This window comes from Rhizobium chutanense (genome assembly GCF_002531935.1).
GTDB classification, from domain to species: domain Bacteria; phylum Pseudomonadota; class Alphaproteobacteria; order Rhizobiales; family Rhizobiaceae; genus Rhizobium; species Rhizobium chutanense.
Genome location: NZ_NWSV01000006.1, coordinates 44679 through 68278, shown reverse-complemented (window position 1 = coordinate 68278; position 23600 = coordinate 44679). Strand labels below are relative to the sequence as shown.

Here is a 23600-nt window from a genome sequence, read left to right as displayed (position 1 = left end):
TCCGCGATTCCGTTTTCGTTCCATATCAGCTAAGAACGGCGCATGGCAAAACGAGTCACCGGCCCCGAAATCGAAAAACTCATCCAGCTTCTGGCGAAGGTGCCGGGCCTCGGGCCGCGCTCGGCCCGCCGAGCGGCGCTGCATCTGATCAAGAAGAAGGACCAGCTGCTGGGGCCCCTATGGAATGCGATGGGCGAGGCCTATGACAAGGTGAAAATCTGCTCGCGCTGCGGCAATGTCGATACAACAGATCCCTGCACCGTCTGCACCGATACGCAGCGCGATCAGTCCGTCATCATCGTCGTCGAGGACGTTTCGGACCTCTGGGCGCTGGAGCGGGCCGGCGCGATGAACGCTGCCTATCATGTGCTCGGCGGCACGCTGTCGCCGCTCGACGGGATCGGGCCCGACGATCTCAATATTCGCGGGCTGATCGACCGGATCGGCGAAGGCGGTATCCGGGAACTGATCATCGCAGTCAATGCGACCGTCGAGGGTCAGACGACGGCGCATTACATCACCGACCAGTTGCAGGGGCTCGAGGTGAAGATCACCCGGCTGGCGCATGGCGTGCCGGTCGGCGGTGAACTCGACTATCTCGACGAGGGCACGCTGGCAGCGGCCCTTCGGGCGCGGACGGTGATATGAGGGGGATTCGTATGCCGAAGAGTATTCCACGCCGGCTGCGAATACTCGCACTCGCTATAACAGCCGCCCTCCTCCCTCTCCCCTGCTACGCAGCCCCTTCGAAAGCCGATGTCGAAGCGCAGTTCGAAACCTGGGTGCAGAAAGACCTCTGGCCCGAGGCGAAGGCGGGTGGTATCTCCGAAAAAACTTTCCAGGCGGCTTTCTCCGGCGTCACGCTGAACTGGAACCTGCCCGATCTCGCTCCGCCCGGCTTCCCGCCGCCGAAGGAGCAGAAGCAGACGCAGGCCGAGTTTTCCTCGCCCGGTCCCTATTTCAACGAGGACCGGCTGAGGAAGCTTGCCGCGACAGGGCGGAGCTTTGCCGCGCAATACGGCTCGACGCTGAAGCGGATCGAGAAGACCTATGGCGTGCCGGGCTCGATCGTGCTTGCCATCTGGGGCCGGGAGACCGGCTTCGGCGCGGCGAAGATCCCGAATTCGGCGGTCGAGGTGCTGGCGACCAAGGCTTTCATGTCGACGCGCAAGGAGATGTTCCGCACCGAGTTGGTGGCCGCGCTGCATATTCTCGACGGCGGCGACGTCACACCTGCCGATTTCAAAGGGTCGTCGGCCGGCGCGCTCGGCCAGCCGCAATTCATGCCGACCAGCTATCTGAAATATGCCGTCGATTTCGACGGTGACGGCCATCGCAACATCTGGACCTCGGTGCCCGATACGCTCGCCTCGATCGCCAATTTCCTGGTTAGGAAAGGCTGGCAGCGCGACCGCGACTGGGGCTTCGAGGTGTCGATCCCCGAAGCGGTCTCCTGCGCCCAGGAAGGACCCGATCTGGCAAAACCGCTGTCGCACTGGGCCTCGCTCGGCATCGAGCGCATCTCCGGCAAGGATTTTCCGTCGTCGGAGATGAAGGCTCAGGGGATGATGCTGGTTCCGGCCGGCCGCGACGGGCCGGAATTCATCGTCACGCCGAATTTCTACGTCATCAAAGAGTACAATAACTCCGACCTCTATGCCCTCTATATCGGCAATCTCGCCGACCGCATTGCCTCCAACGGCGGCACCTTCGAGGGCCAATGGGGCGATGTCGGCAAGATGCTGCGCTCGGATGTCGCCGCCATGCAGAAGGCGCTGGAACGGCAGGGCTACGATGTCGGCGGTTCCGACGGCCTGCCGGGCTACAAGACGCGGCGTTCGATTGGCCAGTGGCAGGCAAAGAACGGCATGAAGCCGACCTGTTTTCCCGAGGCGACGATGAAGGGCAAGCTGAAGTAACCGGCTTCTGTTCTCAATGATGCAGATCGATCGGCGCCTTATGGAAGACGTCGTTGTCGGGCGGGATCGCCTGGCGTTCGATCATGCGGTGGACATGCGGCAGACCTTCGCCGCGATGAAGGGCGCGAATCCTGTCGATGTTTTCGGCATCGGCCTGCGTGCGCCGCTGGTTGTGCCTGATATATTCGACCCAGGTCGACGTATGGTAGGTTTCCGTCCAGAGCCCGGGATTTTCGAGATCGCGCATCAGCGCCCAGTTGCGGGCGCCGTCGCGGATGCGGATACGGCGGCGCTCGCCCATCAGCTCCATGAACTCGGCAAGGTCGTCATCGCCAATCTCGTAATCCACCTGGATGACGATCGGGCCGCTGCGCGGCGTGATGTCGAGGCTCAAGGCCGGCTCGGTGAAGCGGTTCAGCGGATCGAGGTTGAGCGAGGCGAAGGCCGGCATGGAAAAACGCAGCCCGATGGCGATGCCGAGCAACATGACAACGGATGACATCAACAGCGCGTCGGCGACGCCGTAGCGATCGGCGGCCACGCCCCAGAGCCAGCTGCCGCCGGCGATGCCGCCGAAGGTGACGGTCTGATAGAGCGACAGCGCCCGGCCGACCACCCAGCGCGGCGTCGACAGCTGGACGATGGTGTTGAACAGCGACAGGGCGGAGACCCAGCAGGCGCCGGAGACGAGCAGCCCGGCGGAGGTGAGGATAGCGCTTGGGCTGAAGGCGGCGATGACGGCGCTCAGCGCAAAGCCGGCAAAGGCCAGGCGGATGATCGTCTCGCTGGAAAACGCCTGGCGAATTCTCGCGCTCAGCACCGCGCCACCGATCGCGCCGATGCCGAAGGCGCCGAGCATGAAGCCGTAGGTCAGCGGGCCGCCGGCAACCAGGTTGAGGGCGACGACCGGCAGCAGTGCCAGGATCGAGCTGGCGCCGATGCCGAAGAGCAATCCCCTGACGAGAACTTTCTCGAGATTGGGCGACATCGAGACATAACGCAGGCCGGCGAAGATGGCGCTGCCGAGCGCCTCGCGCGGCAAAGTAGAGACCGGCGTACTCGGGCGCCAGCGCAGCAGAGCATAGATCAATGCGAGGTAACTTGCGGTGTTCACCGCGAAGGCCGCGGCGGCGCCTGCGGCTGCGACGATGACGCCGCCGATCGCCGGGCCGACGCTGCGGGTGATGTTGAAACCCATGCTGTTTAGGGTGACGGCGCCCGGCAGATCGGCGCGCGGCACCATGTCGCCGACCGAGGCCTGCCAGGAGGGATTGTTGAGCGCGGTGCCGCAGCCGATCAGGAAGGTGAAAAAGAGCAGCAGCCAGGGGGTAATCCAGCCGAGAAGGGCTGTGGCTGTCAGCAGCGCAGAAACCGCCAGCATCATGCACTGCGCCGTCAGCATGACCCGGCGGCGGTCGTAATTATCGGCCAGGGCGCCCGATATCAGCGAAAACAGCATGATCGGCAACGCGGTCGACGTCTGCACCAGCGCCACCATATCCTCCGAGGCGGTGATCGTCGTCATCATCCAGGCAGCACCGACCGCCTGGATCAGGCCGCCGAAATTCGAGGACAGGCTGGCGAACCAGATGGTGCGGTAGGTATCGTGGCGCAACGGCGCCAAGGTCGAGGAAGTGTAGGCCACGATTTCTCCCGTTTTTGTTATTGCGCCGCACCGGCAATATATGCGCAAGACCGGCGCTGGCCATAGGTCTGTTGACGCGCGGCGAGCGAATTGACGGAATCGGTCGCGGACCTTGCAATTTCGGAAAAACCCGACTATATGGCTCTCAAATTCTTGATCGCTTGATGAAGAGTGGGCCGCAAGGACCCGCTCTTTTTTATTAGCTCGATCGCCCGAACAGCATGAAATTGCGAGGAGCACACCGCTTGTCGGACATGACGAACGCAGACAACGAACTTGAGCCGCGGCTGATTACCGAAACCGGGCTTGACCAGCGTCTTGCCGATATCATCGAACCCGTCCTCATCGGCCTGGGCTTCCGGCTGATCCGCGTCCGGATGCTGAACCAGAACGGCGCGACGATGCAGGTCATGGCCGAACGCAACGACGGCACGATGACGGTTCAGGACTGCGAAGAAGTCTCGATGGCGATTTCTCCCGTCCTCGATGTGGAAGATCCGATCGATAAAGAGTATCATCTCGAAGTGTCTTCGCCCGGCATCGACCGTCCGATGGTGCGGAAATCTGATTTCGTCCGCTGGCAGGGCCACCTTGTGAAATGCGAAACGTCGATCCTGATCGATAATCGCAAGCGCTTCCGCGGCAAGATCGTCGAAGCAGGCGCAGATGGTTTCACGCTCGAGCGTGACCAGGTCGCTTACGGGGAAGAGCAGAAGGTCACCATTCCCTTCACGGCGCTCAGCGATGCGAAGCTCATTCTGACCGACGACCTGATCCGCGACGCGTTGCGCGCCGACAAGCTGGCGAAAGCCCAGGCCGCCAACCAGAACGAAGCGGACGACCAGGAATAACCGATCAACAGACCGCTCCAGGGACGGGAACCCTGGAGTAAAGACGGAGAAACAAGACAATGGCAGTCAGTGCGAACCGGCTCGAACTTCTGCAGATCGCAGATGCAGTGGCGCGCGAAAAGGTCATCGACCGCGAGATCGTGCTGGCCGCAATGGCCGACGCTATCCAGAAGGCGGCACGCTCCCGTTACGGCACCGAATCCAACATCCGGGCCGACATCAATCCGAAGACCGGCGAAATCCGTCTGCAGCGCCTGCTCGAAGTCGTCGACAAGGCCGAGGATTATTCGACGCAGATCCCGCTGGAACTCGCCCGCGACCGCAACCCGGACGCCGCCCTCGGCGATTTCATCGCCGATCCGCTGCCGCCGATGGATTTCGGCCGTATCGCCGCACAGTCCGCCAAGCAGGTGATCGTGCAGAAAGTGCGTGAAGCCGAGCGTGACCGCCAGTTCGACGAATTCAAGGATCGCACCGGCGAAATCGTCAACGGCACCGTCAAGCGCGTCGAATACGGGAACGTCATCGTCGATCTCGGCCGTGGCGAAGGCATCATCCGCCGCGACGAAATGATCCCGCGCGAAAACGTCCGTTACGGCGACCGCGTCCGTGCCTATGTCTACGACGTCCGTCGCGAGCAGCGCGGCCCGCAGATCTTCCTGTCGCGCACGCATCCGCAGTTCATGGTGAAGCTGTTCACCATGGAAGTGCCGGAAATTTACGACGGCATCATCCAGGTGAAGTCGGTCGCCCGCGATCCCGGTTCGCGTGCCAAGATCGCCGTGATTTCGAACGACAGTTCGATCGATCCGGTCGGCGCCTGCGTCGGTATGCGCGGCTCGCGCGTCCAGGCCGTCGTCGGCGAGCTCCAGGGCGAAAAGATCGACATCATTCCGTGGAGCCAGGATCCGGCGACCTTCGTCGTCAACGCCTTGCAGCCGGCCGAAGTCGCCAAGGTCGTTCTCGACGAGGATGCCGAGCGCATCGAAGTCGTCGTTCCCGACGAGCAGCTGTCGCTGGCGATCGGCCGCCGCGGCCAGAACGTCCGCCTCGCCTCGCAGCTGACCGGCTGGGATATCGACATCATGACGGAAGCCGAGGAATCGGAACGCCGTCAGAAGGAATTCAACGAGCGCACCAACCTGTTCATGGATTCGCTTGACGTCGACGAAATGGTCGGCCAGGTTCTGGCTTCGGAAGGCTTTGCCGCGGTTGAAGAACTGGCTTACGTCGATCTCGACGAAATCTCCTCGATCGACGGTTTCGACGAAGAGACGGCGCAGGAAATCCAGCAGCGCGCCCGCGAATTCCTCGAGCGTCTCGAAGCCGAGATGGACGAGAAGCGCAAGGCGCTCGGCGTTCAGGACGAGTTGCGCGAAATCGACGGCATCACCGCCCAGATGATGGTGGCGCTCGGCGAAGACGGCATCAAGACCATCGAAGACTTTGCCGGTTGCGCCGCCGACGATCTGGTCGGCTGGACGGAACGCAAGAACGGCGAAACCAAGAAGTTCGAAGGCCTGTTCTCGAAGTTCGACGTCTCGCGCGTCGAGGCCGAGCAGATGATCGTCCAGGCCCGCCTTTCGGCCGGCTGGATCACGCAAGAGGATCTGGCGAAGGAGACCGAAGAAGAGGTCACCGACGCTGAAGCCGAACAAGAAGCATGATGACCGCGCATGAGCCGGACGCTCTCCCTGATGAGGACGACGATCTTGCAGGTTATGACGTGAACGGACGCATGTGCATCGTGACGCGCGAAAGCGGATCGCCGGAAGAACTGATCCGCTTCGTTGCCGCTCCCGATGGAACCATCGTCGCCGACCTGAAGCGCGAGCTTCCGGGACGCGGATGCTGGGTGAAGATCGACCGGTCGCTGGTCGACAGGGCGGTGGCGAAGAAACTCTTCGCCCGCGCGCTGAAAATGGATGTGAAGGCGGCGGACGATCTCGGTGCGAGCGTCGACCGGCTGCTCGCAGCGCAGTTGATGCAGATGATGAACATGGCGCGCAAAGCCGGCCAGTTCGTCAGCGGGTCCGCGAAAGTGGATGCCGCGGTCAGAAGCGGAGCAGCCGTTGCGGTGTTCCACGCGACCGATGCAGCGGACGACGGTGTGCGGAAAATCGACCAGGCCCGCAAGGCCTGGCACCTCGGAATGGAGACCGAGGAGGAGATACCTTCCTTCCGTCTCTTCTCGGAGAGCGAAATGGAAGGCCTGATGGGCCAGAATGCTTTTATCCATGCCGCAGTGCTTGCAGGGCAGGCGGGTGAGGGTGTAGTGAAGCGCGCAAAGATGCTCGAACAGTACCGTATTGGCGGTCAGTCCCGGGCAGCGGGCGGCGCTGGCCGGCAAAAACAATGAGGCGGTCACCGGCATCGGCCGGTCCTATTCTCATTGATCGACAGTATTTGAACGACAGGGTCTGATCTAGTCATCGCTCCCTGTCCGAAGGAACGGGAACGAATGACCGATAGTAACGACGACAAGACAATCAGCGTGACGGGCAAAAAGACGCTTACCCTGAAACCATCGGGGATGAGCCAGGGCACCGTTCGCCAGGATATGGGTCGAGGTCGCACCAAGGCGGTCGTCGTCGAGACCCGCAAGCGGCGCCCGATGCGCCCGGAAGACGAAAAGCCGATTACACCAGCCGCGCCGGTGGCCCCCATCCGTGCTGCCGAACCGGCGCCCGCACCCGTGCAGGCCCGCCCACCCCAGCCGACGCCGGCACCGCGGGTTCAGCCGAGCAATAGCAGCCAGGCCAACCAGCGTCCGCAGCAGTCTTACCAGGCGCCGCGCCAGAACGATCGCCCGCGGCCGGTGGTGCTGAACCATCTGTCGCCGGAAGAGATGGACGCCCGCCGCCGCGCGCTGGCCGACGCCCAGGCGCGTGACGCCCAGGATGCGATCCGCCGCGCCGAGGAAGAAAAGCGCCGGGCCGCCGAAGAGATTGTCCGCAAGGCAGCCGAAGCCGAAGAAGCCGCCCGCAGGGCCGCCGAAGAGGCGATCCGGCAGGCCGAGGCACCGGCCACCGTTGCCGAGCCGGCAGCCGCCGCACCGGCTCCGGCCGAAGCACGCTCTGAAACGCAGCGTCCGCAGCAGCCTGCTTCGTCGGCACCTGCCGCCCGCCGGTCCGATGCGGCTGGAGCACCTGCTGCTGCCCGTCCGGCAGCGGGCGCGGCTGCCCCCGGCGCCGTTCGCGGCCGTCGCGACGAAAAAGAAGACGACGATCGTGGCGGCGCAGCGCGCGGCGGTCCCGTCCGTGGCCGCGTCGTTCGCCCGGAACCGGCAAAGCCGGTCACGACCCGTCCGAAGACCGATGACGAACGCCGTCGCGGCAAGCTGACGATCTCCACCGCCAACGTCGACGGCGAGGACAATGCTCGCGGACGTTCGCTCTCGGCGATGCGCCGCCGGCAGGAGAAGTTTCGCCGCGGCCAGATGCAGGAAACCCGCGAGAAGATCTCGCGCGAGGTCGTTCTGCCTGAGACCATCACCATTCAGGAACTGTCGCAGCGCATGTCCGAACGCGCCGTCGACGTCATCAAGTACCTGATGAAGGAAGGCCAGATGATGAAGCCGGGCGACGTCATCGACGCCGACCTTGCCGAACTCATCGCCGGCGAATTCGGCCATACGGTCCGGCGCGTGTCGGAATCCGACGTCGAGCTTGGCATCTTCAACGTGTCCGACGAGGATGGCGAACTGGTTTCGCGCCCGCCTGTCGTCACCATCATGGGCCATGTCGACCACGGCAAGACCTCGCTGCTCGACGCCATCCGACATGCCAACGTGGTCTCCGGCGAAGCCGGCGGCATCACGCAGCATATCGGCGCCTATCAGGTGGAGCAGAACGGCCAGAAGATCACCTTCATCGACACACCCGGTCACGCCGCCTTCACGGCAATGCGTGCCCGCGGTGCGCAGGCGACCGACATCGCCATCCTGGTGGTCGCGGCCGACGACAGCGTGATGCCGCAGACGATCGAATCGATCAACCACGCCAAGGCGGCCGGTGTTCCGATCATCGTTGCGATCAACAAGGTCGACAAGCACGAGGCCGATCCGCAGAAGGTCCGCAACCAGCTGCTCCAGCACGAAGTCTTCGTGGAATCCATGGGCGGTGAAGTGCTCGACGTCGAGGTTTCGGCCAAGACGGGCAAGAACCTCGACAAGCTGCTCGAAGCGATCCTGCTGCAGGCCGAAATTCTCGACCTCAAGGCCAATCCGAACCGGACGGCGGAAGGTACCGTCATCGAAGCCCAGCTCGATCGTGGCCGTGGTTCGGTCGCGACCGTGCTCGTCCAGAAGGGCACGCTGCGTCCGGGCCAGATCATCGTCGCCGGCGACGTCTGGGGCCGCGTGCGTGCGCTGGTCACCGACAAGGGCGACCATGTGAAGGAAGCCGGCCCGGCAACCCCGGTCGAGGTTCTCGGTCTTTCCGGCACGCCGCAGGCGGGCGACAAGTTCGCCGTCGTCGAAAGCGAAAGCCGCGCCCGCGAGATCTCGGAATATCGTCAGCGTCTTGCCCGCGACAAGGCGGCTGCCCGCCAGTCGGGACAGCGCGGCTCGCTGGAACAGATGATGATGCAGCGCCAGAGCGCCGGCATCAAGGAGTTCCCGCTGGTCATCAAGGGCGACGTGCAGGGCTCGATCGAAGCGATTGCCGGCGCACTGGAAAAGCTCGGCACCGACGAAGTCCGTGCCCGCATCGTCCATTCGGGCGCCGGCGGCATCACCGAGTCGGATATCTCGCTCGCCGAAGCTTCGAACGCCGCCATCATCGGCTTCAACGTTCGTGCCAATACCCAGGCACGCCAGTTCGCCGAGCGCGAAGGCATCGAAATCCGCTACTACAACATCATCTACGACCTGGTGGATGACGTGAAGGCAGCGATGTCGGGCCTCCTGTCTCCGGAACGGCGCGAGACCTTCATCGGCAATGCCGAAATCCTCGAGGTGTTCAACATCACCAAGGTCGGCAAGGTCGCAGGCTGCCGCGTCGTCGAAGGCAAGGTCGAACGCGGTGCGGGCGTGCGTCTCATCCGCAACGATGTCGTCGTTCACGAAGGCAAGCTCAAGACCCTCAAGCGCTTCAAGGACGAAGTGTCCGAAGTGCCGATGGGCCAGGAATGCGGCATGGCCTTCGAAAACTACGAAGACATGCGCGCCGGCGACGTCATCGAGTGCTTCCGCGTCGAGCATATTACGCGCACGCTCTAAACGGTAAATGTCTCAACACGACAGCAAGCTCCTAAGAAAGCCATCCGCCAAATTGGTGGATGGCTTTTGGCATGTCGAAACCGAATCGAGTTTGAGCGATACGACAGCGGCCTCTCAAGCGCTGGATGTCGTTCGCCGATTGAACCGACCGAAAATCTGGACGTTCGTAACGCGGATTTTTGTCATTTGGCTTATCCTATTTTATTTCGCAGCGATTTTTGCTTCGTCGCTGTTGATCGCCGGCGTTGTCTTCAAGCTCAGCCCCTCCAGCTTCGACACGGCGTTGTTCGGACATTATTTCGCCTTCCTGTTCTGGGCAGCGATGCTGTCGCTCTATCTGCTGCTTCCAAATCTCTATCGATACCATAACCGTTCTATGTTGCCGCCCGGTAGCAAGGTCACACTTCCGCGAGTCCAAATCATAGGGAAACATACGATCGTCAACGAACTGCCAAACGCGAGAAGCGAGTGGCATTGGACTGCCGTCTCGGAGTTCATCGAGACAAAAAGCTATTTTTTCATAACTCATACGGTCGGCTACTTCGTCGCTGTTCCACGATCCGCATTTTTGAACGAAGCCGATGCCGCCTCTTTCGCAGAGCTGTGCCGTAATGCGCTTGCCGCCGCCCGTAGTCAGTAGGATGGTGGCTTCACTTTTGATACCTGCCGACTTGACCTTTTCGGCCAAAAGAGTCATGGACGCTCTCCTTTGACGGGTTCGATTCCCAGCCGCAGCGGCAAATAGAGATAACAATGACCAGAGCAACTTCTTCCGCGCCTTCGCAGCGCATGCTGCGCGTTGGCGAACAGGTTCGCGCCGCAATCACCCAGGTGCTGCAGCGGGGCGAAGTGCGCGACGACGTCATCGAAGCGACCGTGATCTCGATCTCGGAAGTGCGCATGTCGCCCGACCTCAAGATCGCCACGGCTTACGTGACGCCGCTCGGCGTTTCCGACCACAGCGTCGTCATCGAGGCCTTGAACCGTCATGCGAAGTATATCCGCGGCCGGCTCGGGCAGCAGCTTCGGCAAATGAAATACATGCCGGAGGTGCGCTTCCGCGATGATACCAGCTTCGACAACTACAAGAAGATCGACGAGCTGCTGCGCTCGCCCGAGGTGCGCCGCGACCTCGACAGCGATAATGACGAACAATAAACAGAAGAGACTGATGTCCAAACCACGCAAACCCAAGGGCCGGCCGATTTCCGGCTGGCTGATCCTCGACAAGCCGGTGGATTTCGGCTCGACGGAAGCTGTTTCCAAGATCAAGTGGCTCTACAAGGCACAGAAGGCCGGTCATGCCGGCACGCTCGATCCGCTGGCCTCCGGCATGCTGCCGATCGCGCTCGGCGATGCGACGAAGACCGTTCCCTATGTGATGGACGGCCGCAAGGTCTATGAATTCACAGTCAGCTGGGGCGAGGAACGCGCGACCGACGATCTCGAGGGCGAAGTGACCGAAAGCTCGGACAAGCGCCCCAGCGAACAGCAGATCCGCGATATCCTGCCTGGATATATCGGCACCATCAGCCAGGTGCCGCCGCAGTTTTCGGCCATCAAGATATCGGGTGAACGCGCCTATGATCTGGCGCGTGAAGGCGAAGTCGTCGAAATCCCCTCGCGCGAAGTCGATATCTTCCGGCTGACCTTGCTCGCCTGCCCGGATGCCAATACCGCGCATTTCGAGGTGGAATGCGGCAAGGGCACCTATGTCAGGGCGCTCGCGCGCGATTTCGGCCGGGAGCTCGGCTGCTACGGCCATGTATCCGGGCTGCGGCGCACCTTCGTCGCGCCCTTTTCGGAAGAGGCCATGGTGCCGCTCGCCAATCTCGTGGCGCTGGAGGCGATCGAAGATATGGACGAGCGGCTGGCAGCTCTCGACGCGCTGCTGATCGACACCTGCGAGGCGCTCTCGGCCCTGCCCCATCTCGTCATCAACGACGATCAGGCGCACCGGCTGAAGATGGGCAACCCGATCCTGGTGCGTGGCCGCGATGCACCGGTTGCCGAAAGCGAAGCCTATGCCACGGCCCGCGGCAGGCTGATTGCGATCGGCGAGATCGGCCAGGGCGAGTTTCGCCCCAAGCGCGTTTTCGGCTGAGCCTGCAACGATAGCGGTTGTCAGCCGGCAGCGATGCGATATCTTCCCTATTGGGCTATGGCGGCCCGATAGGGGGAAGAATATGCGCGTAACTGCGATCGCCACATTGGCGTTCTTTTCGATGTTCCTGACTTTTACAGGCGCTCAATCGGCCGAGCGCTGGGCCGAGCTTCCGGCCTTTCCTTCGATGCCGGCGGCCAAGACAAGTGGCATGGCCGATGTGAACGACATCAAGATGTATTACGCCGAATATGGTGAAGGCGAGCCGATCCTCTTCATTCACGGCGGACTTGGAAATGCCGAGGTCTGGGGTCATCAGGTCGCCGATTTTGCGAGGGATCATCTGGTCATCGTTGCCGACAGCCGCGGCCATGGACGGTCGACGCGCAGCCAGCAGCCCTTCGGCTACGACCTGATGACATCGGATTATGTCGCCCTTCTCGACTATCTGAAGATCGACAAGGTGACGCTTGTGGGATGGTCGGACGGCGGCATCATCGGCATCGACATGGCGATGAAACATCCGGAAAAATTGACCCGCGTCATTGCCCAGGCGGCCAATGTCACGACCGACGGCGTCAAGGCCGACGTCATGGACAACGCGACCTTCAACAACTACATCAACGTCGCCGGCGAACAGTACCGCAAGCTTTCGCCGACGCCGAACGAATACGACGCCTTCGTCAAGCAGATCTCCGAAATGTGGGCGACCCAGCCGGCCTGGACGGCCGCCGATCTTGCCAAGATCTCGGTGCCGGTCACGCTTGCGATCGGCGATCACGATGAAGCCGTAAAACTCGACCATACGGAAATGATGGCAAAGCAGATTCCGGGCGCCAAACTCGTCATCCTGAAAGATGTGAGCCATTTCGCCATGCTGCAGGATCCGTCAGCCTATGACGGGATGATCCGGGGCGCCATGGCGGGCCGCTGAAGCCGCCAGGGACGATCCCTCTTTCCATCGATCCATATTTGGTTTATAGGCAGCGCCAGCATCGGGTACGCCCGTTTGCATTCACGGCCAAAGCTGGACGGCATCCCGGCTTTTGGCGACCTTAATCTCCTCTCTTAGAAAGGATCACCCGATGTCGATTACTGCTGAGCGTAAGGCTGCGCTGATCAAGGAATACGCAACCGCCGAAGGCGATACCGGTTCTCCGGAAGTCCAGGTCGCGATCCTGACCGAACGCATCAACAACCTGACCGAACACTTCAAGGACCACAAGAAGGATAACCATTCCCGCCGTGGCCTGCTGACGATGGTTTCGAGCCGCCGCTCGCTTCTTGACTATCTCAAGAAGAAGGATGAGGGCCGCTATTCCAAGCTGATCTCCAGCCTGGGTATCCGCCGCTAAGATTGACCGGCGGGCGCTTTCCGAGCGTCCGCCGGATCTGTTTCGGGACACGGTTCCCGATGAAATGTTCCATCCGCGCCCTATCTCCAAGCGGTGGAACGATCGGCAGACCCGGATGGGCCGGTTCTGCCAAACCAACCGCTGACCTGTCATGGGGCAGGATTGCCGGATGCTTTCGGCCAGGGCTTCTCAGAGCTTTGGCCCAGTTTCCCGGGAACTGGGTTCCCTGGGGAAGCTGAGATAAAAGCCTCTCGTTGTCTTGCCCGTGATACGTCACATTGCTTGCGGTCGACTGTGCGCTGCGCCTTGATATCGGCGATGGCGCGTGCTCCCGCACTGAAGGACAAGTCATGTTTGATACACACACAGTCGAAATCGAGTGGGCCGGCCGCCCGCTGAAGCTCGAAACCGGCAAGATCGCCCGTCAGGCCGACGGCGCGGTTCTCGCCACCTACGGTGAAACCGTCGTTCTCGCCACCGTCGTTTCGGCCAAGGCGCCGAAGCCCGGCCAGGACTTCTTCCCGCTCACCGTCAACTACCAGGAAAAGACCTACGCAGCCGGCAAGATCCCCGGCGGCTACTTCAAGCGCGAGGGACGACCGAGCGAAAACGAGACCCTCGTTTCCCGCCTGATCGACCGCCCGATCCGCCCGCTCTTCCCGGAAGGCTACAAGAACGACACGCAGGTCGTCGTCACCGTCATCCAGCACGACCTTGAAAACAACCCCGATATCCTGTCGATGGTCGCCACCTCGGCGGCACTGACGCTCTCCGGCGTTCCCTTCATGGGCCCGGTCGGCGGTGCCCGCGTCGGCTACATCAACGGCGAATATGTTCTCAACCCGCATCTCGACGAGATGGACGAATCGAGCCTCGACCTCGTCGTCGCCGGCACCTACGACGCCGTGCTGATGGTTGAATCCGAAGCCAAGGAACTCAACGAAGAGGTCATGCTCGGCGCGGTCATGTTCGGCCACAAGGGCTTCCAACCGGTTCTCGACGCGATCATCAAGCTCGCCGAAGTGGCCGCCAAGGAGCCGCGCGACTTCCAGCCGGAAGACTACTCCGCTCTCGAAACCGAAATGCTCGGCCTTGCCGAAGGCGAGCTTCGCCAGGCCTACAAGATCACCCAGAAGGCCGACCGCTACGCCGCCGTCGACGCCGTCAAGGCGAAGGTGAAGGCACACTTCCTGCCCGAGGAAGGCGAAGCCAAGTACACGGCCGAGGAAGTCGGCGCGATCTTCAAGCATCTGCAGGCGAAAATCGTCCGCTGGAACATCCTCGACACCAAGAGCCGCATCGATGGCCGCGATCTCGAAACCGTTCGTCCGATCGTTTCGGAAGTCGGCCTCCTGCCGCGCACCCATGGTTCGGCGCTGTTCACCCGCGGCGAAACCCAGGCGATCGTGGTTGCCACGCTCGGCACCGGCGAAGACGAGCAATATGTCGACAGCCTGACGGGCATGTACAAGGAGCGCTTCCTGCTCCATTACAACTTCCCCCCCTACTCGGTTGGCGAGACCGGCCGCATGGGCTCCCCGGGCCGCCGCGAAATCGGCCACGGCAAGCTCGCATGGCGGGCGATCCGTCCGATGCTGCCGACGCCTGAGCAGTTCCCCTACACGCTGCGCGTCGTCTCGGAGATCACCGAGTCGAACGGCTCGTCCTCGATGGCGACCGTCTGCGGCACCTCGCTCGCCCTGATGGACGCCGGCGTTCCGCTGGCAAAGCCGGTGGCCGGCATCGCCATGGGCCTGATCCTCGAAGGCGATCGCTTCGCCGTCCTCTCCGACATTCTCGGTGACGAAGACCACCTCGGCGACATGGACTTCAAGGTCGCCGGTACCGCCGACGGCATCACCTCGCTGCAGATGGACATCAAGATCGCCGGCATCACCGAAGAGATCATGAAGGTCGCGCTCGGCCAGGCGCAGGGCGGCCGCGCCCACATTCTCGGCGAAATGGCCAAGGCCATCACCGAAAGCCGTGGCCAGCTCGGCGAATTCGCTCCGCGCATCGAAGTCATGAACATCCCGGTCGACAAGATCCGTGAAGTCATCGGCTCCGGCGGCAAGGTCATTCGCGAAATCGTCGAAAAGACCGGTGCGAAGATCAACATCGAGGACGACGGCACCGTCAAGATCGCCTCCTCCTCCGGCAAGGAGATCGAAGCGGCCCGCAAGTGGATCCACTCGATCGTCGCCGAGCCCGAGATCGGCCAGATCTACGAAGGCACTGTTGTCAAGACCGCCGACTTCGGCGCCTTCGTCAACTTCTTCGGCGCCCGCGACGGCCTCGTCCACATCTCGCAGCTTGCTGCCGAGCGTGTCGCCAAGACCCAGGACGTCGTCAAGGAAGGCGACAAGGTCTGGGTCAAGCTGCTCGGCTTCGACGAACGCGGCAAGGTTCGCCTGTCGATGAAGGTCGTCGACCAGGCCACCGGCCAGGAAATCGCGAACGAGAAGAAGAAGGAAGAAGCGGCCGAATAAGCCGCCTTCCAGATTTGAATCGGGGCGCGGGAATGCTTCCGCGCCCTTTTTGTATTCTAAAGCGCGGCGCGATTTTTCGGTTTCGCTGCCACGCTTTAGGTCCTTGATTTTCCGCATGTCGTGATCGCAAAACCGCTGAACACTTTTGCGCGACATGATTAACGAGACGAGATCCATGAGCCGCGAGACGCTGAAGACCCTGTTCCATCCCTTTGCCAGCGGCACGGTCGAGGCGCCCGGCGAGGGCGAGCGCGTGCTCTTTCTCGGCGCCGAAGCAGGCTTTGCCCTGCCTGACGGTTTTGCCGCCTCGCTCAGCGCCGTCCAGGGCTTCCGGCCGCTCTACCGGCAGCTGCTGGCACAGCGGATCGAAGCAAAGCCCGAGATCGACGGCGAAGACTATGATGCCGCCCTGGTGCTCTGCACCAAGCACAAGGGCGAGAACGAGGCCAATCTCGCCGCCGCTATCGCCCGCACGCGGCTCGGCGGCCTGATCGTCGTCGCCGGAGCCAAGGAAGACGGCATCCAGCCGCTGCGCAAGCGCCTCGAAGGGTTCGGGCTCGCGATCGACCACATGCCGAAATATCACGGCGTCGCCTTCTGGTTCGGCCGCCCTGCCGATGCCAACGAGATCATCTCCAAACTGGCAAAGGCGCCGGTGCGCGTCGACGGCCGTTTCAATGCCACCGCCGGCATGTTCTCGCATGATCGGATCGATGCTGGATCGGAACTGCTCGCCTCGCGCCTGCCGCAGGATTTCAGCGGCGATGTTGCCGATTTCGGCGCCGGATGGGGTTATCTCTCCGTCGAGCTGGCACAGAGATCGCGTGGACTGACCCGTCTCGACCTCTACGAGGCTGATCACGCCGCTCTTGAGGCCGCAAGGGACAATCTGGCGGAAAACTGCCCGAACGCGCCTGCGCGCTTCTTCTGGCACGATCTCGCAGGCGAGCCGGTCAAGGACAAATACGACCTCGTCATCATGAACCCGCCCTTTCATGAAGGCCACGCCGCCGAGCCGGCGCTCGGCCAGGCCATGATCAAGACCGCCGCATCCGCTCTGCGCGGCGGCGGCCGGCTGATGCTGGTCGCCAATCGCGGCCTGCCCTACGAGCCGGTTCTGGCGGCGAATTTCCGCGAAAGCGGCGAAACTTGCCGCAACGCCCGATTCAAGGTTCTCTGGGCGAAGAAATAAGCTTTACGCAGCTTCGATTTCCTTGCGGGCAGCGCTCGCAAGGAAAGCCGAACGGGTCAGGCCGCGCTCTTTCGCGGCCTTGTCGATTGCATCCAACATGCCTTTGTCGAAGGTGACATTGGCTCGGACGGTGCGCGTCGTATCCTCGATAAAGGGAATACGCGTCAGAAAAGCACCGGCGGCCAGTTGGTCGCGGATATCCTGTCTGGAACTGATCTCGTCGTATGAGGAGGGCATCGGCAGAGGTTCATCCTCCGCCCAGAGACGCAACGCTTCGATGGCGTTTGCCGTCAGGTCCTCTTCCTCATCGGCAGCGGAGAAGATCGACGGCAGATCTGGAAAGCTGATCCCGAAAGCGCTGTCGCTATCCTTATGCACGAGGGCAATGAAATATTTCATGATTTGTCACTCGCGTTCCATCCGGCCTGATAACTCTCCCAGACAAAAGCAACAAGGCCATGCGCATTATAGTGCGCATGGCCTTTCAGAGCTATCGGAATAAGATTCTTATTCGACGTCTGCCCTGCGCAGCGTTTCCAGTGTCGGCATCGAGGTGACGTTGAAGCCGGCGTCGACGAAGTGGATTTCGCCGGTGACGCCGGCGGACAGGTCGGAGAGCAAGTAAAGCGCCGAGTTGCCGACCTGGTCGATGGTCACGGTCTTGCGCAGCGGCGCATTGCGCTGGTTCCAGGAGAGGATCGCGCGCGCATCCGAGATGCCGGCGCCGGCCAGCGTGCGGATCGGGCCGGCGGAGATGGCGTTGACGCGGATGCCGCGCGGACCGTAGTCGGCGGCGAGATAACGCACCGAAGCCTCGAGCGCTGCCTTGGCGACGCCCATGACGTTGTAATTCGGGATGACGCGCGTCGAGCCGTTATAGGTCAGCGTCAGCATCGCACCGCCGTCTTCCATCAGCGGCGCACAGCGCTTGGCGATCTCGGTGAAGGAGAAACAGGAAATGACCATGGTGCGGCTGAAATTCTCCCGCGTCGTATCGGCGTAGAGACCCTTCAGTTCGTTCTTGTCGGAGAAGCCGATGGCATGGACGATGAAATCGAGCTTGCCCCAGCGCTGCTCGATCGAATCGACCAACGCATCGACCGAGGCGACGTCTTCGACATCGCAGGGCAGCACGAAATCCGAGCCGACTTCGGCTGCCAGCGGCTTGACGCGTTTGCCGAGCGCGTCGCCCTGATAGGTGAAGGCGAGGTCCGCACCCTGTGCGGCGAGAGCTTTTGAAATCCCCCAGGCGATCGAGTGGTTATTGGCGACGCCCATGATGAGGCCGCGCTTACCCTGCATGATTCCCGTCATTTTGTTATCCGTTATAACGCTGGAAGACCAGCGTGGCGTTGGTGCCGCCGAAGCCGAAGGAGTTGGAGAGGGCGATATCGATCTTCGCATCGTCGATACGCTTGCGCACAATCGGCACGCCTTCGAATTCGGGATCGAGCTCGGAAATGTGAGCGCTTTCGCCGATGAAGCCTTGCTGCATCATCAGCAGCGAATAGATCGATTCCTGCACGCCGGCTGCACCCAGCGAGTGGCCGGTCAGCGACTTGGTCGACTGGATATGCGGGATTTTGGAGCCGAAGACCTCGCGGATGGCGCCGATTTCCTTGCTGTCGCCGACCGGCGTCGAGGTGCCGTGGGTGTTGATGTAGTCGACGTCGCCTTTGACGGTGGCGAGCGCCTGGCGCATGCAGCGGATGGCGCCTTCGCCCGAGGGGGCGACCATGTCGTAACCATCCGAGGTGGCGCCGTAGCCGACGATTTCGGCGTAGATCTTGGCGCCGCGGGCCTTGGCGTGCTCCAGCTCCTCGAGCACCAGCACGCCGGCGCCACCGGCGATGACGAAACCGTCGCGGTTGGCGTCATAGGCGCGCGAGGCGGTGTCGGGCGTATCATTGTACTTGGAGGACATGGCGCCCATGGCGTCGAAGAGGTTGGACATCGTCCAGTCGAGATCCTCGTGGCCGCCGGCAAACATCACGTCCTGCTTGCCCCACTGGATCATCTCGGCAGCGTTGCCGATGCAATGGGCCGAGGTCGAGCAGGCCGACGAGATCGAATAATTGACGCCGTGGATCTTGAACCAGGTGGCGAGTGTGGCCGATGCGGTCGAAGACATCGCCTTCGGCACGGCGAAGGGGCCGATGCGCTTCGGGCTGTTGTTCTTCATGGTGATCTCGGCCGCCTCGATCAGCGTGCGGGTCGACGGACCGCCGGAGCCCATGATGATGCCGGCGCGCTCATTCTGCGCGTAGTCCTTCTCTTCCAGGCCGGAATCGGCGAGCGCCTGCTTCATGGCCACATGGTTCCAGGCGCCGCCCTGCGACAGGAAGCGCATGGCGCGGCGATCGACCAGTTCGGCCAGCTCCGCCGCGCCGAGCTTGGGGCTGCCCCAAACCTGGCACTTGAAGCCGTGCTCGGCGAAATCGCTGGAGAAGGAAATACCCGACTTTGCCTGGCGCAAGGACTCGGTGACTTCGGCGGCGTCGTTTCCGATCGAGGACACGACACCCAGACCCGTGACAACTACCCGTCTCATCTGATCAAACCTTTTTTGTTTCGTGAACCGCTTGAAGTGCGGTTTCAGGCCGTCTTGTCTTTCGAGAGACCGACGCGAAGGTCGGCCGCCTGATATATGGTCTCGCCGTCCGCCTTCAGCCAGCCGTCGGCGGTGCCGAGGACCAGGCGGCCGCGCATGACACGCTTGAAGTCGATGCCATATTCGATCAGCTTCGTATGTGGCTTGACCATGCCCTTGAATTTCACTTCGCCGGTCGAAAGCGCCATGCCGCGGCCTTCCTCGCCGAGCCAGCCGAGGAAGAACCCGGTCAGCTGCCACATGCCGTCGAGGCCGAGGCAGCCCGGCATGATCGGATTGCCTTCGAAATGGCAAGGGAAATACCAGTCGTCGGGACGTACGTCGTATTCGGCCCTGAGGTAGCCCTTGTCGAAGGCCCCGCCGGTTTCGGAAATATCGGTGATACGGTGAACCATCAGCATGGGCGGCAGGGGAAGCTGCGCATTGCCGGGGCCGAACAGCTCGCCATGGGCGCAGGCAATGAGTTCGTCGTATGAGAAGCTGGACTGTCTGGTCGTCATAAAGTTTCTTTTTCCCCCCGCGTGAAGCCGATGGATGTCAACATTTAGTCCAAGTTCCTCAGAAAATGAAGCACGAGCAAGGCGGCTTCCTTCATCGTCCCGGACCAGGCTTACGCCATTATTTGGTGGTCGAATACAGGAAGGCCAGGGCCGCGACCAGACCTATTTACGCCAAAAGCCCGTTTTTGCCGCGTTTATCAGGCTCTTGTCCCCATTGAACTATTGAAAGGCTCCGATGCAAAAGTTATACCGCTTGAAGAAACATGATTGCTTTATGCAGGAATAACCGGAGTTGGTCTTGATGACGGGTACACTCCCGATCGCAATAGAGGTGAGACTGCGCGGCGCGGGCCTTCGCCCCACCCGCCAGCGCGTCGCGCTCGGCGACCTCCTGTTTGCCAAGGGCGACCGGCATTTGACCGTCGAGGAACTGCACGAAGAGGCGGTTGCCGCCGGCGTGCCGGTTTCGCTGGCAACCGTCTACAACACGCTGCACCAGTTCACCGAAGCTGGCCTCATTCGCGTTCTCGCCGTCGAGAGCGCCAAGACCTATTTCGACACCAATGTTTCCGACCATCACCATTTCTTCATCGAAGGTCAGAACGAGGTGCTCGACATTCCCGTCAGCAACCTGACGATCGGCAATCTGCCCGAGCCGCCTGACGGCATGGAGATCGCCCATGTCGACGTGGTGATCCGCCTGCGGGCAAAGCAGGGCTGACGTCAGCCAAGGCCGCCCAAGTCTTCACATGACATCGTCGGGATGCCGGCCGGGCTTGTGCCTGTACGTCGGGAAAGTCCAGCCGAACCACAGGGCGCCGCCGCGCACGGCAAAGGCTGCGACGACACCGCAGGCAGACGCCAGATAGAGCGGCATTCCGAGCGCATTGGCGAATGTGAAGACGCCAGCGCCGACGAGGGCTGCGGTCACGTAGATTTCCGGCCGCAAGAGCACCGAAGGCTCGTTTGCCATCAGATCGCGCAGGATGCCGCCGAAAGTCGCCGTCAGCGTGCCGGTGACGATCGCGATCGTCGGCGAACCGGTGGCGGCGAGGCCCTTGGCAGCGCCGATTACGCAATAGGCGGCAAGGCCGATCGCATCCAGCCAGATCAGCAGGCGATAGCGCGATTCCAACAGATGCGCGGTGAAGAAAACGATGACGCCCACGATGCAGCAGACGAGGATATAGGCGGGGTTCAGCACCCAGAAGACCGGCACGCGGCCGAGCACGATATCGCGCACGGTGCCGCCGCCCGTTCCCGTCACCATGGCGAAGAACAGAAAGCCGATCAGATCCAGCTGCTTGCGCGAGGCGGCAAGCGCGCCTGTCGCGGCAAACAGCGCAATGCCGGCATAATCGAGATAGACGAGCAGAGACATGCGAGCCCCGGAACCGCGGAATGTTCCACCAAAAACCACGGCGGCAAGGGCGGCGCAAGGCGGCGCGGCCATAAAGCCAGCTGATAGAGCCTTTGTCCAAAAGAGGAAAGCCGTGAAAACGCTGGTGCTCGCCGTTCTGAATATCGTCCTGCTGCTTGTCATGCCGGCTGTCGCGCTTGCCCAGCAATCGCTGATTTCCGATCCGGAGATCTACGAGAAGAAACATTTCCAGGAGCAGTGCAAGACGGCCGAATTCGCCGACGGCTTCGTCACCCGCCAGGACATCAACAATGACGGCCTGATCGATGCGGTGGTCAACGAGGGCCTGCTGACCTGCGACGGGCAGAAGGGGCCGCAATGCAATGATGACGGCTGCACCTATAATTTCTATCTGCAGGTCGCCGAAGGCGGTTATTTCATGATCGCCACGGCGCAGATCTATGGCTACGACTTCGTCCAGCGCTTCGGCAATATGGTGCTGGCAATGAAGATGCATCCGCGTTTCTGCGACCGCACCGAAGGTGATCCCTGCATCGTCACGGCCCGCGTCCGCGGCACGAAATTCGTCACCATCTCGAAGAAATAACTCACCACGTATCCCGAAAGAATTTCGGGATACGTGGATTCAAAGTGATAGAGCGCCTTTGCGCGTCCTCACGGACGCGCGGCGTTCTATTGCGGATAAAGCTCCGAGGTGCGGCCGGCGAGATAATAGCCGACCAGGCCGTACCATTCACGGATCGCCGTCGCCATGTTCTGCGCATTGAGGTTCGGCTGGGTGAAATCGAAGCCCGGCCTCACCTGCCCGTCGGTGCGATAATCGGTCGGCCAGGGCACGATATCGATGCCGAGCTTGCGGAAGATGCCGACGGAGCGCGGCATATGGAAACCCGAGGTGATCAGCAGGCAATGGGACAGCCCCTGGCTTGCCAGGAATTCCTTGGTGTTGACGGCGTTTTCGAAGGTGGTGCGCGATTGCGTCTCCTCGATCAGGCGATCCTTGCCGATGCCGAAAAGCGGGAAGAAGCGCTGGGATGCCGCCGCATCGCCTTCATAGATGCCCGAGATGGAGCCATCGCCACCCGATACAAGAATGCGCGACTGCGGAAATTTCTGCGCGAGCCGCAGGGCTTCGACGAAGCGGTCGGCCGCGGCATTGAACTCGATGCCGTGACGCGCCGTGTTCACCTCGTTTTCGAAGGCGCCGCCGAGCACGATCATGCATTGCAGGTTTTCCGGATCAGCGGCGGGCTTTGCGAAGCGCTGCTCGAGACCCTGCATCATCAGATTGCCGGCCGTGGTGTAGAGCGTGACGAAGAGGATGAGGGCCGCCCCCGCGGCGCCGAGGATACTGAAGGCCCGCCAGCGCAGAAGGCCGGCAATGAGGGCAAGGAAGACGAGGAAAAATGCCAGCGACAGCGGCTGCGCGAAAATCCAGACAAGCTTCGAAATGACGAACAAGACCTACTCCTCGAGGATGGGCGGCGATCCTTCCTATCCGATTCGACGGTAACAGGAATGCGACGATCCTATCTCGCGCGCCGGACGGCCGATTGGTGCGGCGCGAGCTTCTGGTTGAAGCGCCGCTGCAACGGCCGGGGAATAAACATAGCGGCCAGCGCCAGCGCCATGGCGAAGAGCGAGACCAGCCACAGCGCATGGGCGCCGGTCAGCCGCGTCAGCACCGCACCGGCAACGGCGCCGAGCACCATGCCGCCCCAGGGGACGATCTGGATCGTCCATTCGAGATGGCGGTCGCCGATGATCCAGCGGCCGATGCCGCGGCCGAAGCGCGACAGCGCACCGGTGACATAGGTCAGCCCGATCGGCAGGCCTTCGATATGCTCGACGGCAGCGTTCACCATGCCCATGGAAAAAACGATCATGGAGAAGCGGGCAAGCAATAAGTCCTGCAGCGTCATCATCGAGGCGAGCGCCAGGGCGAGGCCGACGCAGCCGAGCACCACGAAGATACGACGCTGCGAGATATGGGCGATGACGATGCCGGCCGCATTGCCGAGCACGAAAATGATGATGGCGGAGATCAGCACCGCCGCGTGATAAAGATTGCCCTGGCTCAAGGCGAGTGCCGCCCGCGTCGTATTCCCCGTCATGAAGGAAACGAAATCGCCGGTGAGCAGAAGACCGGTCGCATCGGTCATGCCGGCCAGAAACGAGATCGAGCCGACGAGGGCGACCCCGGTCATGGTTCGCCGGGTGCGGATGAGACGGCGGCGTCTTGCTCTGGTCATGGGCGGAGGGTCCTGAAGCCGAATCGCTGAGATTGCGGCAACAAGGATAATTCCTTTCGTTGAGGAATTGGCAAAGGCGA

The 23600-nt window shown here is 61.9% G+C and carries 23 protein-coding genes; 15 read left to right on the top strand and 8 right to left on the bottom strand.

Annotated elements, in window-relative coordinates; all coding sequences use genetic code 11:
- Positions 1-42: 42 nt before the first annotated feature.
- Both recR and CO666_RS11955 read left to right on the top strand, forming a co-directional pair.
- Positions 43-648, top strand: a complete 606-nt coding sequence (gene recR / locus CO666_RS11960; RefSeq protein ID WP_097612345.1) for a recombination mediator RecR — start codon at positions 43-45, stop codon at positions 646-648.
- 11 nt (positions 649-659) lie between these two features.
- Positions 660-1919 (top strand): lytic murein transglycosylase, encoded by a 1260-nt coding sequence (locus CO666_RS11955; RefSeq protein ID WP_179869669.1) that lies wholly within the window; start codon positions 660-662, stop codon positions 1917-1919.
- Positions 1920-1932: 13 nt separating this feature from the next.
- Here the strand turns inward: CO666_RS11955 and CO666_RS11950 are convergent, their stop codons facing one another.
- Positions 1933-3612, bottom strand: a complete 1680-nt coding sequence (locus tag CO666_RS11950) for an MFS transporter (protein ID WP_179869668.1) — start codon at positions 3610-3612, stop codon at positions 1933-1935.
- Positions 3613-3809: 197 nt separating this feature from the next.
- Between CO666_RS11950 and rimP the strand changes: the two genes are divergently transcribed.
- The 11 genes from rimP (at position 3810) to CO666_RS11895 (ending at position 16776) form a co-directional block, all read left to right on the top strand.
- Positions 3810-4415 (top strand): ribosome maturation factor RimP, encoded by a 606-nt coding sequence (rimP, locus tag CO666_RS11945; protein WP_097612343.1) that lies wholly within the window; start codon positions 3810-3812, stop codon positions 4413-4415.
- 59 nt (positions 4416-4474) lie between these two features.
- The gene (gene nusA / locus CO666_RS11940) at positions 4475-6082 is read left to right on the top strand and encodes a transcription termination factor NusA (RefSeq protein ID WP_097612342.1); all 1608 of its coding nucleotides are present in this window, start codon (positions 4475-4477) and stop codon (positions 6080-6082) included.
- The gene (locus CO666_RS11935; protein WP_179869667.1) at positions 6079-6774 is read left to right on the top strand and encodes an RNA-binding protein; all 696 of its coding nucleotides are present in this window, start codon (positions 6079-6081) and stop codon (positions 6772-6774) included. Before nusA ends, CO666_RS11935 begins: the two co-directional genes overlap by 4 nt.
- Before the next feature lie 102 nt (positions 6775-6876).
- On the top strand, positions 6877-9636 hold the full coding sequence (infB, locus tag CO666_RS11930) for a translation initiation factor IF-2 (protein WP_097612341.1): 2760 nt from the start codon (positions 6877-6879) through the stop codon (positions 9634-9636).
- A gap of 7 nt (positions 9637-9643) precedes the next feature.
- Positions 9644-10276, top strand: coding sequence for a YcxB family protein (locus CO666_RS11925; protein ID WP_097612340.1), 633 nt, complete (start codon positions 9644-9646; stop codon positions 10274-10276).
- Positions 10277-10389: 113 nt separating this feature from the next.
- On the top strand, positions 10390-10794 hold the full coding sequence (gene rbfA, locus CO666_RS11920; protein WP_097612339.1) for a 30S ribosome-binding factor RbfA: 405 nt from the start codon (positions 10390-10392) through the stop codon (positions 10792-10794).
- A 13-nt stretch (positions 10795-10807) separates the two neighbouring features.
- A complete protein-coding gene (gene truB, locus CO666_RS11915) occupies positions 10808-11740 on the top strand; it encodes a tRNA pseudouridine(55) synthase TruB (protein WP_097612338.1) in 933 nt (310 codons plus the stop codon).
- Between the two features lie 82 nt (positions 11741-11822).
- Entirely contained in the window at positions 11823-12674 is an 852-nt protein-coding gene (locus CO666_RS11910) for an alpha/beta fold hydrolase (protein WP_097612337.1), read from the top strand.
- Positions 12675-12825: 151 nt separating this feature from the next.
- Positions 12826-13095, top strand: coding sequence for a 30S ribosomal protein S15 (rpsO, locus tag CO666_RS11905; RefSeq protein WP_029531690.1), 270 nt, complete (start codon positions 12826-12828; stop codon positions 13093-13095).
- Between the two features lie 350 nt (positions 13096-13445).
- Positions 13446-15584: a polyribonucleotide nucleotidyltransferase gene (pnp, locus tag CO666_RS11900; RefSeq protein WP_097612336.1), complete on the top strand. Its 2139-nt coding sequence runs from the start codon at positions 13446-13448 to the stop codon at positions 15582-15584.
- Positions 15585-15759: 175 nt separating this feature from the next.
- Positions 15760-16776, top strand: coding sequence for a class I SAM-dependent methyltransferase (locus CO666_RS11895; protein ID WP_097612335.1), 1017 nt, complete (start codon positions 15760-15762; stop codon positions 16774-16776).
- A gap of 3 nt (positions 16777-16779) precedes the next feature.
- Here the strand turns inward: CO666_RS11895 and CO666_RS11890 are convergent, their stop codons facing one another.
- The 4 genes from CO666_RS11890 to fabA form a co-directional block, all read right to left on the bottom strand.
- Entirely contained in the window at positions 16780-17175 is a 396-nt protein-coding gene (locus CO666_RS11890) for a type II toxin-antitoxin system HicB family antitoxin (RefSeq protein ID WP_097612334.1), read from the bottom strand.
- Positions 17176-17283: 108 nt separating this feature from the next.
- Complete coding sequence (gene fabI, locus CO666_RS11885; protein ID WP_097612333.1) at positions 17284-18090, bottom strand: enoyl-ACP reductase FabI; 807 nt, start codon at positions 18088-18090, stop codon at positions 17284-17286.
- Between the two features lie 4 nt (positions 18091-18094).
- Positions 18095-19327, bottom strand: coding sequence for a beta-ketoacyl-ACP synthase I (gene fabB, locus CO666_RS11880; protein WP_097612332.1), 1233 nt, complete (start codon positions 19325-19327; stop codon positions 18095-18097).
- Between the two features lie 44 nt (positions 19328-19371).
- Positions 19372-19887, bottom strand: a complete 516-nt coding sequence (fabA, locus tag CO666_RS11875) for a 3-hydroxyacyl-[acyl-carrier-protein] dehydratase FabA (protein ID WP_085735514.1) — start codon at positions 19885-19887, stop codon at positions 19372-19374.
- Positions 19888-20188: 301 nt separating this feature from the next.
- On the opposite strand from fabA, the gene irrA reads away from it, so the two are divergent.
- Positions 20189-20608 carry an iron response transcriptional regulator IrrA gene (gene irrA, locus CO666_RS11870; protein WP_097612553.1) on the top strand — a complete coding sequence of 140 codons (420 nt, stop codon included), beginning with the start codon at positions 20189-20191 and terminating at the stop codon, positions 20606-20608.
- 24 nt (positions 20609-20632) lie between these two features.
- Here irrA and CO666_RS11865 read toward each other — a convergent pair whose 3' ends face one another.
- Positions 20633-21268: a trimeric intracellular cation channel family protein gene (locus CO666_RS11865; RefSeq protein ID WP_097612331.1), complete on the bottom strand. Its 636-nt coding sequence runs from the start codon at positions 21266-21268 to the stop codon at positions 20633-20635.
- A 112-nt stretch (positions 21269-21380) separates the two neighbouring features.
- Between CO666_RS11865 and CO666_RS11860 the strand changes: the two genes are divergently transcribed.
- Positions 21381-21854 (top strand): hypothetical protein, encoded by a 474-nt coding sequence (locus CO666_RS11860; protein ID WP_097612330.1) that lies wholly within the window; start codon positions 21381-21383, stop codon positions 21852-21854.
- Positions 21855-21940: 86 nt separating this feature from the next.
- Here CO666_RS11860 and CO666_RS11855 read toward each other — a convergent pair whose 3' ends face one another.
- Both CO666_RS11855 and CO666_RS11850 read right to left on the bottom strand, forming a co-directional pair.
- Positions 21941-22729 carry a YdcF family protein gene (locus CO666_RS11855; RefSeq protein ID WP_097612329.1) on the bottom strand — a complete coding sequence of 263 codons (789 nt, stop codon included), beginning with the start codon at positions 22727-22729 and terminating at the stop codon, positions 21941-21943.
- A 68-nt stretch (positions 22730-22797) separates the two neighbouring features.
- Positions 22798-23520: a YoaK family protein gene (locus CO666_RS11850; protein ID WP_097612328.1), complete on the bottom strand. Its 723-nt coding sequence runs from the start codon at positions 23518-23520 to the stop codon at positions 22798-22800.
- Between the last annotated feature and the right edge of the window lie 80 nt (positions 23521-23600).